Genomic DNA, 14,052 nt, shown 5'->3' with positions numbered 1-14,052 from the left:
AAACCGGTTCAATGTGGGAGAGGGCTTGCTCCCTCCCACACTGGGCCGCGCAAGTTGGCAAGCTCTGGTTGACCCAAGGCATCTGTGATGAAATGCGACCCCAACCTCTATCGCGCCGCGCCGCCATCACTTGCCGTGAAGCCTCGTCTGATTCGCCAACTGTTCCTGCCGCCGTTGACCATCGCCCTGATGATCGGCTTGGGTTACATCGGCTTCTGGATCAGTGAGTACTATGGCATCCGCACCCTCAGCGATACCGGCGAACGCCAGTTGGAGCTGCATGCCCGCACCGTCGAAAGCGAGCTGAGCAAATACACCTACCTGCCCAGCCTCCTGGAACTGGAGTCCAGCGTGTCCGCGCTGCTGGCCGAGCCAAATCAGGACACCCGCAAAACCGTCAACGACTACCTCGAAGGCCTGAACCGGCGCAGCCGCAGTCGGGCCATCTATGTGATGGATACCACCGGCCGTGTGCTGGCCACCAGTAACTGGCGCGATGCCGACAGTTACCAAGGTGAAGACCTGTCCTTCCGCGCCTATTTCCAAAACGCCGTGCGCGGCCAGCCCGGGCGGTTCTATGGCATCGGCAGCACCAACGGCGAACCCGGTTACTACCTGGCCCATGGCCTGGAAGAACACGGCAAGATCATCGGCGTCGCCGTGGTCAAGGTCCGCCTCGAAGCCCTGGAAGAACGCTGGAAGCGCGCGCGTCTCGAAGCGTTTGTCAGCGACGAGAACGGCATCATCATCCTCTCCAGCGACCCGGCCCGCCGCCTCAAAGCCGTGCGCCCCCTGAGCGATGAGACCAAGGACCGCCTGGCACACAGCCTGCAATATTACTGGGCGACGCTGAACGAGCTGGAGCCCCTGGCCCGCGAGCGCCTCAACGAGGGTACGGAAAAGCTGACCTTTCCGGCGAACAGCGAAGTGGTGGCCGACGAGCACGAAGTCAGCTACCTGGCGCAGACCCGGCCCCTGAGCGACACGCCGTGGAATTTCACCCTGCTCACCCCGCTCAACGACCTGCGCCGGGCGGCGATCAACCAAGGCATCCTGGTGGCCGTCGCCTTTGGCCTGGTGGCGTTCCTGCTGATTGCCTGGAACGAACGACGCAAAGTCATCGCCACCCGCCTCGCCGCCCGGGAAGCCTTGCAGGAAGCCAACAGCCAGTTGGAGCGCCGGATTGCCGAACGCACCGCCGACCTGCGCGCCAGCAACGAGCGCCTCAAGGGGCAGATTCGCGAGCGCCGCCAGGCCGAAGAAACCCTGCGCCGCGCCCAGGATGAGCTGGTGCAGGCGGGCAAGCTGGCGGCCATCGGCCAGATGTCCACCAGCATCGCCCACGAACTGAACCAGCCCCTGGCCGCGCTGCGCACCTTGTCCGGCAATACCGTGCGTTTCCTGGAGCGCGGTGCACTGGATACCGCCAGCGCGAACCTCAAGACCATCAACGAATTGATCGACCGCATGGGTCGCATCACCGCCAGCCTGCGCTCCTTCGCGCGACGCGGCGACGACCAGGGCGAAGCCAGCCTGGGCAAGGCCGTGGATGCAGCGTTCCAAGTGCTCGGTGCGCGCCTCGACAGCCTGCCGCTGACGTTGCACCGCGACTTTGCCCCGGCCCAACTGCAGATCGACCAGACGCGCCTGGAGCAGATCCTGGTCAACCTGATCGGCAACGCCCTCGATGCCATGCAAGCACAACCGGCGCCCGAGCTGTGGCTGGAAGGCCATGAAGCCGACGGCAAATACCGCCTACAGGTGCGCGACAATGGCCATGGCATCGACCCCGAGGCGCGCAAGCATCTATTCGAACCGTTCTTCACCACCAAACCCGGCGAACAAGGCCTGGGCCTTGGCCTCACGTTGTCCGCCAGCCTGGCCGCAGCCACCGGCGGCAACCTCGCCGTGGAGCACCCCGTCGGCGGTGGTACTGCCTTTGTCCTGAGCCTGCCACTGGTGGGCGCTCAAAAAGCTGAGTCGTCATGAACGTAGAAAAAAACACTGACCTCACCGTCCTGATCGTCGAAGACGACCCCCATGTGCTGCTCGGCTGCCAGCAGGCCCTGGCACTGGAAGACATCCTCAGCGTCGGCGTGGGCAGCGCCGAAGAGGCGCTCAAACGCATCGGCGAGAACTTTGCCGGTATCGTCATCAGCGATATCCGCCTGCCGGGTATCGACGGCCTGGAACTGCTCACCCGCCTCAAGACCCTGGATAAAAGCCTGCCGGTGGTTTTGATTACCGGGCACGGCGATATTTCCATGGCGGTCGGCGCCATGCGCAACGGCGCCTATGACTTCATGGAGAAACCCTTCTCCCCCGAACGCCTGGTCGAAGTGGCGCGCCGCGCCCTGGAACAACGCGGGCTGGCGCGAGAAGTCTGGTCGCTGCGCCGCCAGTTGGCCGAGCGCGATTCCCTGGAAGGGCGCATCATCGGCCGCTCGCCAGCGATGCAGAACTTACGCGATTTGATCGTCAACGTCGCCGATACTTCGGCCAACGTGCTAATCGAAGGCGAGACGGGCACCGGCAAGGAACTGGTCGCGCGTTGCCTGCATGATTTCAGCCGACGCCACGACCACCCGTTCGTTGCACTGAACTGCGGCGGCTTGCCGGAAAACCTGTTCGAAAGCGAGATCTTCGGCCACGAAGCCAACGCCTTTACCGGCGCCGGCAAACGGCGGATCGGCAAGATCGAGCACGCCCACGAAGGCACGCTGTTTCTCGATGAAGTGGAAAGCATGCCGATCAACCTGCAGATCAAGCTGCTGCGCGTGTTGCAGGAGCGCACCCTGGAACGCCTGGGCTCGAACCAGAGCGTGGCGGTGGATTGCCGGGTGATCGCCGCCACCAAGTCCGACCTCGACGAATTAAGCCGTGCCAGCCAGTTCCGCAGCGACCTGTACTACCGCCTCAACGTCGTGACCCTGGAACTGCCGCCCCTGCGCGAGCGCCGCGAAGACATCCTGCAACTGTTCGAACACTTCCTGCAGCAGTCATCCCTGCGCTTCGACCGCAGCGTGCCGGACCTCGACAACCAGACCTTGTCCAACCTGATGAGCCACGACTGGCCGGGCAACGTGCGTGAACTGCGCAACGTCGCCGAACGCTTCGCCCTGGGCCTCCCGGCCTTCAAGAAAAGCGGCGCCAGCAGCGGTAGCCAGGGCGTGGCCTTCACCGAGGCGGTGGAAGCCTTCGAACGCAACCTGCTCAACGACGCCCTGCAACGCAGCGGCGGCAACCTGACACAGGCGAGCCAGGAACTGGGAATGGCCAAGACCACCCTGTTCGACAAGGTCAAGAAATACGGTTTAAGCCACTAGGGAGCTGCGCGTGGATCTGGTATTGAAGGCCGCCCTGGGCGCGGCGGTGGTGTTGATATTGGCCGCGTTGGCTAAGACCCGGAATTACTACATCGCCGGGCTGGTGCCATTGTTTCCGACCTTTGCACTGATCGCCCATTACATCGTCGGCAAGGGCCGCTCGGTGGACGACTTGAAGACCACCATCCTGTTCGGGATGTGGTCGATCATTCCGTACTTTGTGTACCTGGCGACGCTCTACGTGATGGTCGACCGCATGCGCCTTGAGGCCTCTCTAGCCGTAGCAGCGGTCGCGTGGTTGATGGCAGCGACTGTTCTGGTCAGCGTCTGGGTACGCCTCCACAGTTGACACACCACAATCCAAATGTGGGAGGGGGCTTGCCCCCGATGGCGGTGGATCAGATACAAATAGGCTGTCAGACCCACTGCTATCGGGGGCAAGCCCCCTCCCACATTTAGAACAGTGCTGTGCCAGGCAACTCAGCGGACTATTTTGTCGATCTGAATCCCCAGTTTTTTCAGGCGATACCAGAAGCTGCGCTCGGAAATCCCGATCTTCGCCGCTGCGGCGGCCTGTACGCCATTGCTCTCGAGCAACGCCGCCTGGATGTAGGCTTTCTCCACCTCCGCCAGCGCCGCATCCAGGTCCTGGGGAATGCCCGGCCCGTCGCTGAGAATCGCCATCACGCCGCCCTCGCTGGGCTTGGACGCGAACAGATAACCCGGCAGGTCGATATCTTCGATCACCGGCGACGACGCCACGATGGTCGCGCGCTCCACGCAATTCTGCAGCTCACGGATATTGCCCGGCCAGTGATACGCCGTCATGGCCTGCAAGGCCTCGGGGCTGAAACCGGTGATGCGTTTGCCGGCGGTGGCGCTGAGGGTCTGGGCGAAGTGCCGGGCCAGGGGCGCAATGTCTTCCACGCGCTCGCGCAAGGGCGGCAGCGGGATCGGGAACACGTTGAGGCGGTAATACAAGTCCTCGCGAAATTCCTTATTGGCCACCGCGTCCAGCAGGTTCTTGTTGGTGGCGGCGATCACCCGCACGTCCACCTTGCGCTCGCGGGGGTCGCCCACCGGCTCGATCACCCGCTCCTGCAAGGCGCGCAGAATCTTGGCCTGCAGCGCCAGGGGCATGTCACCCACTTCGTCGAGAAACAGCGTGCCCTTGTCGGCCTGCATAAAGCGCCCGACCCGGTCGGCCACGGCGCCGGTGAAGGCGCCCTTGCGATGGCCGAACATTTCGCTTTCGAGCAGCCCTTCGGGGATCGCCGCGCAATTGACCGCCACGAACGGCTTGTCGGCCCGGCTGCCGTGCTTGTGGATGGCGCGGGCGACCATTTCCTTGCCGGTGCCGCTCTCGCCGGTCAGCAGGATGGTTGCACTGCTGTCGCGCACCGAATCCACCGCCTGCAACACCTTGCGAAACGCCGGGCTGTCGCCCACCAGGCTGTCGAACTGCGCCTGCTCGTCCAGCTCGGCGCGCATACGTGCGTTGTCGCGCATGATGTCGCGAAACTGCAGGGCCTTGGCCACGGTGATGTCCAGTTCGTCGATATCGAACGGCTTGGCGATGTAGTCATACGCACCGTTACGCATCGACTGCACGGCGTTTTTCACCGTACTGTAGGCGGTCATCACGATCACCGGCACCTGGGGATAGCGCACCTTGATCTCGGCCAGCAGCGCCGGCCCGTCCATGCCCGGCATGCGCCAGTCACTGATCACCAGGTCGATGTCTTCCTGCTCCAGCACTTTGAGCGCATGCAGGCCGTTCCCCGCAGTGAACACCTGGATGCCGTTCTGGCTGAGTGCCGACGACAGCAGGTCACAGAGCTTGGGCTCGTCGTCGACCACCAATATGTTATGCGTCATGAGTGTCCTCATCGTCTTCGCCAATCGCCGGAATGTACAGGCTGAACGTGGCGCCGGCATCATTCTCGCTGGCACATTCGATGCTGCCGTCGTGACTTTCCATGATCGAATAGACTTTGGCCAGGCCCAGGCCAGTGCCGGAGGCCTTGGTGGTGACGAACGGCGTGAAGATGCGCTCGATCATATCCGCCGCAATACCCTGGCCGGTGTCGGCGATGCTGATGACCGTATTGCCGCCCTCTGAACGAATGCCCAGGGTCAGGCGACCGCCTTCAGGCATGGCATCGATGGCGTTGAGAATCAGGTTAAGGCAGGCCTGCTTGAGTTGCTTGGCGTCGGCGTAGATGGTCGCGCCGGGCGCCTGGTCGTCGATGTGCGCATCGATGTTGTGGCTGGCCAGCTCGGGGCCGCAGAAACCCAGAATGTCTTCCACCAGCGCGCGGGCCGGCAGCAACACGCGCAACGGCGGGTTGGGTTTGGCGAAGTCGAGAAACTCGGTGATCAGGTCGTTGATCCGGCTGACTTCGCTGATCACGTATTCCAGGTGGCGCTTGTCGGCTTCCGGTAAGTCGGCGCGACGGTGCAGCAGTTGGGTGGCGGTCTTGATGATGCCCAGCGGGTTACGGATTTCGTGGGCCAGGCCCATGGCGACTTCACCCAGGGCGTGCAAGCGGTCGCGCCGGCGCAGTTGGGCTTCGAGGTGATGCAACTCTCCCAGCCGCTCGGTCATATGGTTGAAGGTGCTGCTCAATTGCGCCAGTTCATCGCCGCCGCTGACCGCCACACGGTGTGCATAATTGCCCGAGATCACCGCGCTCACGCCCTGGGACAGATCGCGCAACGGCTGGGTCAAGCGCCGCGACACCAGCAGTCCCGCCGCCAGGGACAGTGCCGAGCTAACCAGGAAAATCAGCACGAACAAGTTGCTCTGGTTCACCAGCCCCACCAGGCTGGTATGGCGCAGCAGGCCACTGAAGATCACGCCTTGCAGCTCGCCGCTATCGTTGAAGATCGGCCAATACAAACCGCTGTATTTGTTGGTGAACTGTTCGCTGGGCTGCTTGGTGCTGCGCAACTCGGCTTCGACGCTTTTGGGGATGTGCGAGGGGCGATCCTTGAAGCGTTGGGTCGCGAAAATTTCCGAGAAACCGCTGGGGTTGGCCAGGTACAGGCGCAGGTCGAGGGAATGCACATCGGCCACGCTGGTGAGGAAACTGCTATCCAGGTAGGTGGCCACCAGCAGCACGTAGTCAACGCCTTCCTGGCTGGTCTCGAAGGTCGAGACCACGATACCGGTACTCACCCCCTCCAGCTGGACGGTCTGCAATGCGGCGTTGCTGGTCAGGTTGATCTGCTTGACGATGTCATCGGGGGCGGTGCTGAACACCACTTTGTGATCACTGCTGCGAATCAGGGCCACCACGTCGATATCCGTAGCTTGGGCGATATCGGCGGTGAGCCGGTCGTGCTTGGCTGCCTGCCGGCTGGAGGGCGGGCTGGTGTAGCGCAGGAACAATTTCGCCATGCGCGCGTTGTCATGCCGGATGTCACCGATCTCGTCCTTGACGATCTTGGTCGACTCCTGCAGCCAGATCCGCACGTTGCTGTCGAAAATCTGCGACAACGTGGTGGCGGCCAGTTCGGCCGCGATCATGGTCGGAATCACACTGACCAGCCAGAACGCCAGCACCAGCTTGCGCTGGACGCTCCAGCGCGAAATGGCAAAGGGGCGGGCTTTTTGGCGGGTCTTGGTGATCATCGGGTTTCGCTTATCGCAGCAGCCATGGCAGGGTCGGAACGATCCGGTCGAAGAAACATTTTCACGAGTCTGAGCAGGCCGTTGACCAGCCGGTTACGGTGGCGGAAGAACAGGCTATTGCCCTCAAACTCACACCCCAGCCGCAGCTTACTGGCATACCCGGCCTGTCCGCACTCATACAGCGCAATATTGTGTTGGATACAGTAGTCGACATTGGTCAACCAACTGCGGAAGTAGAGGTTGTAGTCACGGGTAAACTCCGCGTCGTGCCCGAAAAACTTGTCGACCAGCCGATGCTCGTCCACCAGGATCAGGTTGAACGCCACCAAGTGCTCGCCCACCCAGTAAAGAGCACAGACCGCGCGCTGTTCAAGGCGTTCAAGTACGCCGGTGAAGTAGCTGGCGGGCAGGCGTTCGAACTGCAGCTCGGCACGGGTCAACGTGGACTCATACAGACGCATGACCTCGGGCAGCACATCGTCGATGTTGCGCCGCCACTCCACCCGTGGGCCCGGCGCACGCAGTTTGCGACGCAAGTCCTTGCGTGTGGATTTGCCCAGCGAGCCCAGGTAGGCGTCCACCGAGCCGTAAGGCAGCGGCAATACGCCCGTGGGCAAACTCGGCATGCTTTGAAAGCCTGCCGCGCGGCAACTGTCGGCCCAGTGCGGGTCCTGCGTCGGCGCATCCTTGACCGCCACCAGGCCGATGCCGAACTCATCGGCGTCCTGGCGCGCCGCCAGCAGCAGGTGTTTGAGCACCAGCGGGCGGTGCCCCTCAGGCACGCTACTGGCAAACCCGACGTCGCAACGCTCGGCCACCGGCGAACCGATGGCGTACAGCCCCACTTGCAAAACACCCGGCCACAGTCGCTCCAACCGCGAGGTCAAGCGCTTGCCGGCGCCCGACACCGTGGTATCGAGGCGGTAATGGGTGATGAACGCGGCGGCCACGGCTACCAGCGCTCCGTCTTCAAATACCGCCAGGTAGCGCCATTGAAAATCGTCGATGGCGGCATTTTCCACGGCGACGTAGTAGTCCCAGTCCTCCAGCGCACCGGGAAAACAGTCATTCCAGGCACTGCGCCGAATGGCCCGGATGGTCGGGAAGGCTTGGGTGGTAATCACATATTTCCCTTATTTTTGTCGCAAGCCGCCGATCAAATGTGTGAGCTTTCGAGCCCCTGCGAGGCGGTGATGGCATCACCTCGGTGTAACGGATAGACCGCGATAGCTGCATCGCCGTCTCGCTTAAGCGCTACAGCTCCCCCATCAGCCTGTTTGGATCTGCAAAGACCGGCGTGCAGCTCGACAAACTCAGCACTCAACTCGATCACCCGACGGTATTGCAGGTCGACAGTGATCATGTGGTAGCAGTTGTCCAGCAAGACCTTGGTCACCGGCCCGCCGAGGTGACGTTCCACGTAATCGGCGTTCCAGCGGCTGGTGATGTCGTCCTCGATCGAATGCAGTACCAGCGCCGGGGCCTTGACCTGCGGCATGCGTTTCTTGACCACGGCGTTCATCCGGTGCAACTCGCGCACGGTGATGCCTTCCATGGTCAACAGACCGGCCTCGCTGCTCTGCCCTTCCTTCATCTGCCGCTCGACGATCGCCCGCAGGCGTTCGTTCTTGATGCCGTAAGGCGGCTTCTCTTCGAAGCGACAGATATGCACGCCGAACGGAATTTTCATCAACAACGGCGTGAGAAACGCCAGCTTGTGAATGCTCCAGCCGTCGTACTTCAAGGTGGTCGAATACATCAGCAGCCCGGCGACCTGGCCCGGATGTTCCGAGGCCAGGTACATCGACATCACCGCGCCCATCGACAAACCGCCGACAAACACCTGTTCATGACGCTGGCGGACCTGGACGAAGGTTTTACGCACCCCTTCGTACCAGTCCAGCCAGCCGGTGGCCTGCAGGTCGCTGTTGTCGCCGCAGTGCCCGGCCAGGGTGGGCACGTACACCGTGCAATTACCCACCTTGGCCAGGCCCTTGGCGACCTGGCGCAGTTCCGTCGGCGTGCCTGTCAGGCCGTGGATCAACAGGATGCCGACCGGCCCTTCACCGAGAACGAAGCCGGCATCACCCTCACCGAGGTCGATCCCGACGTTGCTCACCGTTTAGTCGCTCGCACCAGCAGTTGCTCGAGCAGCTTCAGGCCCAGCTCAATTTCCGGGTAGCTGATTTCCAGGGACGGTGCCAGGGTGATCACGTTCTTGTAGTAGCCGCCCACGTCGAGGATCAGGCCGAGCTTGCGGCCGTCCACGACCATGTCGCCCTTCATGCCTTCTTCGACCATGTAGTCCAGGGTCGCCTTGTCTGGCGTGAAACCATCCGGGCCACAGATTTCGCAGCGCAGGGCCAGACCCAGGCCATCGACGTCGCCGATGATCGGGAAGCGTTTTTGCAGGTCCTGCAGGCCTTCCAGGAAGAACTTGCCCTTGGCCATGACCATTGCGCCGTAGTCGACTTCGCTGGTCATTTTGAACATTTCCAAGCCTACCGCCGTACCCAACGGGTTGGAGGCGAAGGTGGAGTGGGTCGAGCCTGGTGGGAAGATCTTCGGGTTGATCAGTTCTTCACGGGCCCAGATGCCGCCCAGCGGGTTGAGGCCGTTGGTCAGCGCCTTGCCGAACACGATCACGTCGGGTTGTACGTCGAAGTGCTCGATCGACCACAACTTGCCGGTGCGATAGAAGCCCATCTGGATTTCGTCAGACACCATCAGGATGCCGTGCTGATCCAGCACCTGCTTGAGCTCGCGGTAGAAGTTCAGCGGTGGGATCACGTAGCCGCCGGTACCCTGGATCGGCTCGACGTAGAACGCGGCGTATTCACTCTGGCCGACTTTCGGGTCCCACACGCCGTTGTATTCAGTCTCGAACAGGCGCGCGAATTGCTGCACGCAGTGGCTGCCGTATTCTTCCTTGGTCATGCCTTTAGGGCCGCGGAAGTGGTACGGGAACGGGATGAACTGCGCGCGCTCGCCGAAATGGCCGTAGCGGCGACGGTAGCGGTAGCTGGAGGTGATCGACGAGGCGCCGAGGGTGCGCCCGTGGTAGCCGCCTTCGAAGGCGAACATCAGGCTCTTGCCGTTGGTAGCGTTACGCACCACTTTCAGGGAGTCTTCGATGGACTGCGAACCGCCGACGTTGAAGTGAACGCGACCGTCGAGGCCGAATTTCTTCTTGGCGTCGACCGCGATCATTTCCGACAGCTCGATCTTGCCTTTGTGCAGGTACTGGCTGGCGATTTGCGGCAGGGTGTCGATCTGCTGTTTCAGCGCATTGTTCAAGCGCGGGTTGGCATAGCCGAAGTTGACCGCCGAGTACCACATTTGCAGGTCGAGGTAGGCCTGGTCTTCGGTGTCCCACACGTAGGAACCTTCGCAGCGGCTGAAAATACGCGGCGGTTCGATGTAGTGAACGGTGTCGCCGTAAGAGCAGTATTTGGCTTCTTTATCCAGAAGAATCTGGTCTTCGGCGCTCGCGATTCGGATATCAGACATGGTGGAAGAGTTCCTGATTTTCAATAGAGAGGTCAGTAGCAGCAAAGGTGGTGGCGTTGGCAGCGATGCCCTGTGGCAGCTTGGCCAGCAATGCGCTCACTTCGGCGAAGGTGTCGAAGCGCGCATACGCAATGTTGTTGGTCTCGCAGTACTGGGCAAGGCTGCCCTTGGCGAAGACGAAGTCGGCGGTGGAGGCCACGCACATGTCGGACTTACCGTCGCCGATCACCAGCACGCGCTTGTTGCGCGGGGTGGATTTGCATTTGCAGTTGCCGGAAGCGGCGCGGCAGGCATCGCTGGCATACGGGAAATCAATGCGCCAGCTGTTCTGGTCGACCTGGCGCAGGCGGTTGGCGAGGATCGGCAGCAGGCTCACGTAATTGCGCGACAGAATCCGCGCGATGCCTTGCTCGATACCGTCGCTGACCACTTCGATGGACGCCCCCAGGCCGATGACGTGATCGACGAAATCGGGGAAGTCGGGGTCGATCTCGACGCTGTCGAAATAGGCCAGCAGTTCAGCGGGCGTGGCCTTGATCAGCGCGAGTTGGCGGCTCAGGCATTCGCGTGAACCGATATGCCCGTCCAGCCATTCCTGCTCGATGGTTTCCCACTCGGGGCCGGCGAAGCGTTGGAGGACGTTGTCGATGACATCGGTGGGGGTAATCGTCCCGTCGAAGTCACACACGATATGCCAGTGGATCATCTGCCTTTCCTTTAGGTGAAGGGCCTTGGAGGGGCGCGCTCTGTGCGCTTGCAAAAGGTGCTAGAGCAGGGACTGTGCCAACTGGCCAACGCCCAATGGCGCTGGGGGTTTGCGCGGATGCCAGGCGGTTTTGTGTCGTGCGAGCTACAATTTTTGTAGCTTGCTACAAACAAGATGAGTGCTTGCGCCAACGCCGCGCTTTGCGCGTTCATGCGCGCATAGTCAATCAAGGAACAGTGACCATGTTCAGGATCACCTCCGCTGTATTCGCCGGATTACTGGGGCTGTGGAGCGTTTCACAAGCCGCGCAGGCCGACGGCATCACCGGTGAAGCAGGTGCGGGCATCAGCTACCAGCCCAAAGAACCCACCGGCACCCGCTATGAAACCGCGGCCATTCCGTACCTCGACCTTGACTGGGGCAACGTCAGCCTCGGCACCGATGACGGCCTGACCTGGAGCGCGCTGAAAACCAACGGTTTCAGCGCCGGCCCGTACATCAACTACCTCTCGGGCCGCACGGCCAACGGCGCGTTGTCGGGGTTGCGCGAAGTGTCGAGCATGGCCGAGGTCGGCGGGTTCGTGCAGTACGCGCCGGCCGACTTCTGGCGGGTCTATGCCCAACTGGGTCGCGCCGTGGGTGGCGCCCAGGGCCAAGGCGGCGTGCTTGGCAAGGTCGGCGGCGAGCTAGGCTATCCGTTGGGTGGCGGGATCATTGGCAGCAGCGGCCTGATGGCGCATTTTGCCGACGCACGCCAGACCAACACGTTTTTCGGCGTGAGCGATAGCGAAGCCGCCGCCTCGGGCTTTCGGCCCTACAACGCCAGCGGCGGTTTCCAGAACCTGACGTTCACGCAGAGCTTCGAATTTCCCCTGGCGGCGAAATGGTCGCTGTTGACCAGTGCCAGTTGGGTACACCTGGTGGGTTCGGCAGCGGACAGCAGCATCGTCAAGCAGACCGGCGAAGTGAACCAGGGCCAGGTGCAGACGGCGATCAGCTATAAATTCGACTGATTGCACATCGATAAAAATGTGGGAGGGGCGGTGCGACGATTCGACTTGCCCCCGATAGCGCAGGGTCAGCCAATACATACGGGACTGATCTACCGCTATCGGGGGCAAGCCCCCTCCCACATGGAGCCAGTATTTCATCGCGATACTTTCAGTTTTCTTCGCCTTCGGCCAACATCGCGATCCCGACGATAATCACCCCAACGCCCACCCAGTGCAGCAGGCTGATGTGCTCCCCCAGCCCCAGCCATGAACCGAGCAACACCACCACAAACACCAGCGAACTCAGCGGAAACGCCAGGGACAGGCTGCTGCGCCGCAGGATCAGCATCCACACGAAGAACGCGCCGATGTAACTGGCAATCGCCGCCAGAATCCCAGGGTTGCGCGCCACTTCGGACAACCACAGCCAGTTGAAATTCATCTGCCCCAGTTGGTCACCGGCGACTTTGGTAAACAGCTGCCCGGCGCTCTCGGTGCAGATCAGCAAGGCCCACAACACCACGGTGCCAAGACGTTCGTGCAACCAGCCCCGGTCGATATTTTGCGTACTCATGCCTGACCCCCTCCAATCGCTACTAACATCACGCCGAAGGTAATCACCAGCGTGGCCATCCAACGCCTGCGGCTGACGGTTTCCCCCAGCACGACCTTACCCGCCAGCACAACCCCGCAATAAGCCAGCGCCGCCGACGGAAACAACAGGCTCAGCGGCGCGCGGGACAAGGCTTCAAGCCAGACGAAAAACTCAATGGCATAGGCCCCGAGCCCCGCCCACAACAACGGTGCGTTGAACACCTGGCCCCAGAAGGCGTTCAGGCGAAAGCCGCCCTCCAACTCCGGCAAACGGTCCAGGCCCATCTTGAAAAACAGCTGGCCGACCACATCGAGCACGATGGAAAAGGCCACCAGCAACACCACGGTCAAAGTCACGGAAACAGTTCCTCAAACAGGTTGATCAGGGCTTCGTTGGTCGCCGCATTGCGCTGCAAGTCCTCGGCGCTCCAGCGCTCGGCCGGCGGCTGGTCGGACTTGGCCTCCCAACGCTTGAAGGCGTTACTGAACACGGGCTTGGCGAACTCGCCGCACACGTCGATACCAATGATCCGCTTGCGCGCCGCCAGGGCCCGCAGAGCCTGGAGCAGATGGCTCAGGCGCATGCCACCCTGGTCCCAGTTGGTGGCCGCGTCTTCGCTGGCCAGCACGTCTTTGTCGAGGGTGATCCAGATGGCTTCGGTGGGCAGGCTGGCAATCATTTGCTCAAGGAATGCGGCCCAGTCCAGCTCCGCCAGATTGCGCCAGTGCAGGTAGTTTTCCTGCTGCTGGTGGCCGGCGCCATCGCCGACCCGACCCCAGACTTTCGAAGGCGGGTGCTGCCATGGGAACAGCTGCAATTGCCCGCGCTTGAGGGCGCCGAGGTTGCCGCCGCGCAGCTGTGGGTTATGCAGGTCATCGCTGCACGGGCCAAGGGTGACGATGCGCTTGACCGCCGGCATCTTCAGCGCGCGGTTGACCCACGAACCGCAGTGGCGCTTGGGCGCAAAGCGGACCCAGTCGGGGTGGTTGTCGAAGTGGATCAGGCTGATGGGTTCTTTCAGGTCGGCGAGAAATGCCGGCGTCAGGTGGTGATAATCGCCGGAGCCGACAAACAGGATTTCCGGCCGCGCATCCGTGGGCCGGGGCCGTGCCGCCAGGCGTTCGGTGAAGCGCTTCCAGGTTTTTTCGGTGGACCACAGGCGCAGTTTCGGGCCCAGGTCCAACAAGTCCAGACGGGTGGCATGACCACTGGCCAAACGCCGGGCAATCGGCGCCTGACCCGTAAGGCTGTGGTCGAGGTCAAGAATATTCAAGGTAGTGTTTCAC

General features: G+C 62.0%; 13 protein-coding genes. 4 read left to right on the top strand and 9 right to left on the bottom strand.

Annotated features, from left to right (window positions below; translation table 11 throughout):
• The first annotated feature begins 87 nt into the window (after positions 1–87).
• From aauS to ACS5Q8_RS05770, 3 genes are read left to right on the top strand one after another with little or no spacing between them, the layout of a single operon-like run.
• Positions 88–1,989 (top strand): two-component sensor histidine kinase AauS, encoded by a 1,902-nt coding sequence (gene aauS, locus ACS5Q8_RS05780; protein ID WP_276196701.1) that lies wholly within the window; start codon positions 88–90, stop codon positions 1,987–1,989.
• Positions 1,986–3,326, top strand: a complete 1,341-nt coding sequence (gene aauR, locus ACS5Q8_RS05775) for a two-component response regulator AauR (protein ID WP_276196700.1) — start codon at positions 1,986–1,988, stop codon at positions 3,324–3,326. The genes aauS and aauR overlap by 4 nt, the downstream gene beginning before the upstream one ends.
• Before the next feature lie 10 nt (positions 3,327–3,336).
• Entirely contained in the window at positions 3,337–3,675 is a 339-nt protein-coding gene (locus tag ACS5Q8_RS05770) for a GlpM family protein (protein WP_465159915.1), read from the top strand.
• A gap of 131 nt (positions 3,676–3,806) precedes the next feature.
• Here the strand turns inward: ACS5Q8_RS05770 and ACS5Q8_RS05765 are convergent, their stop codons facing one another.
• From ACS5Q8_RS05765 to ACS5Q8_RS05740, 6 genes are read right to left on the bottom strand one after another with little or no spacing between them, the layout of a single operon-like run.
• Positions 3,807–5,204: a sigma-54-dependent transcriptional regulator gene (locus tag ACS5Q8_RS05765; protein ID WP_276196698.1), complete on the bottom strand. Its 1,398-nt coding sequence runs from the start codon at positions 5,202–5,204 to the stop codon at positions 3,807–3,809.
• Positions 5,194–6,963, bottom strand: a complete 1,770-nt coding sequence (locus ACS5Q8_RS05760) for a sensor histidine kinase (RefSeq protein WP_276196697.1) — start codon at positions 6,961–6,963, stop codon at positions 5,194–5,196. Before ACS5Q8_RS05760 ends, ACS5Q8_RS05765 begins: the two co-directional genes overlap by 11 nt.
• Positions 6,960–8,087 (bottom strand): GNAT family N-acetyltransferase, encoded by a 1,128-nt coding sequence (locus ACS5Q8_RS05755; protein ID WP_276196696.1) that lies wholly within the window; start codon positions 8,085–8,087, stop codon positions 6,960–6,962. The genes ACS5Q8_RS05760 and ACS5Q8_RS05755 overlap by 4 nt, the downstream gene beginning before the upstream one ends.
• A gap of 32 nt (positions 8,088–8,119) precedes the next feature.
• The gene (locus ACS5Q8_RS05750; protein ID WP_276196695.1) at positions 8,120–9,082 is read right to left on the bottom strand and encodes an alpha/beta hydrolase; all 963 of its coding nucleotides are present in this window, start codon (positions 9,080–9,082) and stop codon (positions 8,120–8,122) included.
• The gene (locus tag ACS5Q8_RS05745) at positions 9,079–10,473 is read right to left on the bottom strand and encodes an aspartate aminotransferase family protein (protein ID WP_247401096.1); all 1,395 of its coding nucleotides are present in this window, start codon (positions 10,471–10,473) and stop codon (positions 9,079–9,081) included. Before ACS5Q8_RS05745 ends, ACS5Q8_RS05750 begins: the two co-directional genes overlap by 4 nt.
• Complete coding sequence (locus tag ACS5Q8_RS05740) at positions 10,466–11,179, bottom strand: MtnX-like HAD-IB family phosphatase (protein WP_247401092.1); 714 nt, start codon at positions 11,177–11,179, stop codon at positions 10,466–10,468. Before ACS5Q8_RS05740 ends, ACS5Q8_RS05745 begins: the two co-directional genes overlap by 8 nt.
• Before the next feature lie 242 nt (positions 11,180–11,421).
• Here ACS5Q8_RS05740 and ACS5Q8_RS05735 point away from each other — a divergent pair, with 242 nt between their 5' ends.
• Positions 11,422–12,192, top strand: coding sequence for a MipA/OmpV family protein (locus ACS5Q8_RS05735; RefSeq protein ID WP_276196694.1), 771 nt, complete (start codon positions 11,422–11,424; stop codon positions 12,190–12,192).
• Between the two features lie 148 nt (positions 12,193–12,340).
• On the opposite strand, the gene ACS5Q8_RS05730 is transcribed toward ACS5Q8_RS05735, so the two are convergent.
• The 3 genes from ACS5Q8_RS05730 to ACS5Q8_RS05720 are packed head-to-tail and all read right to left on the bottom strand — an operon-like array spanning position 12,341 to position 14,039.
• The gene (locus ACS5Q8_RS05730) at positions 12,341–12,745 is read right to left on the bottom strand and encodes an EamA family transporter (protein WP_276196693.1); all 405 of its coding nucleotides are present in this window, start codon (positions 12,743–12,745) and stop codon (positions 12,341–12,343) included.
• A complete protein-coding gene (locus tag ACS5Q8_RS05725) occupies positions 12,742–13,122 on the bottom strand; it encodes a DMT family transporter (RefSeq protein WP_247401054.1) in 381 nt (126 codons plus the stop codon). Before ACS5Q8_RS05725 ends, ACS5Q8_RS05730 begins: the two co-directional genes overlap by 4 nt.
• On the bottom strand, positions 13,119–14,039 hold the full coding sequence (locus ACS5Q8_RS05720) for an arginase family protein (RefSeq protein ID WP_247401051.1): 921 nt from the start codon (positions 14,037–14,039) through the stop codon (positions 13,119–13,121). Before ACS5Q8_RS05720 ends, ACS5Q8_RS05725 begins: the two co-directional genes overlap by 4 nt.
• Between the last annotated feature and the right edge of the window lie 13 nt (positions 14,040–14,052).

This window comes from Pseudomonas sp. PAMC25584, from assembly GCF_058135675.1.
The sequence above is the reverse complement of the archived record's forward strand: the minus strand, read 5'-3'. Positions and strand labels throughout refer to the sequence as shown.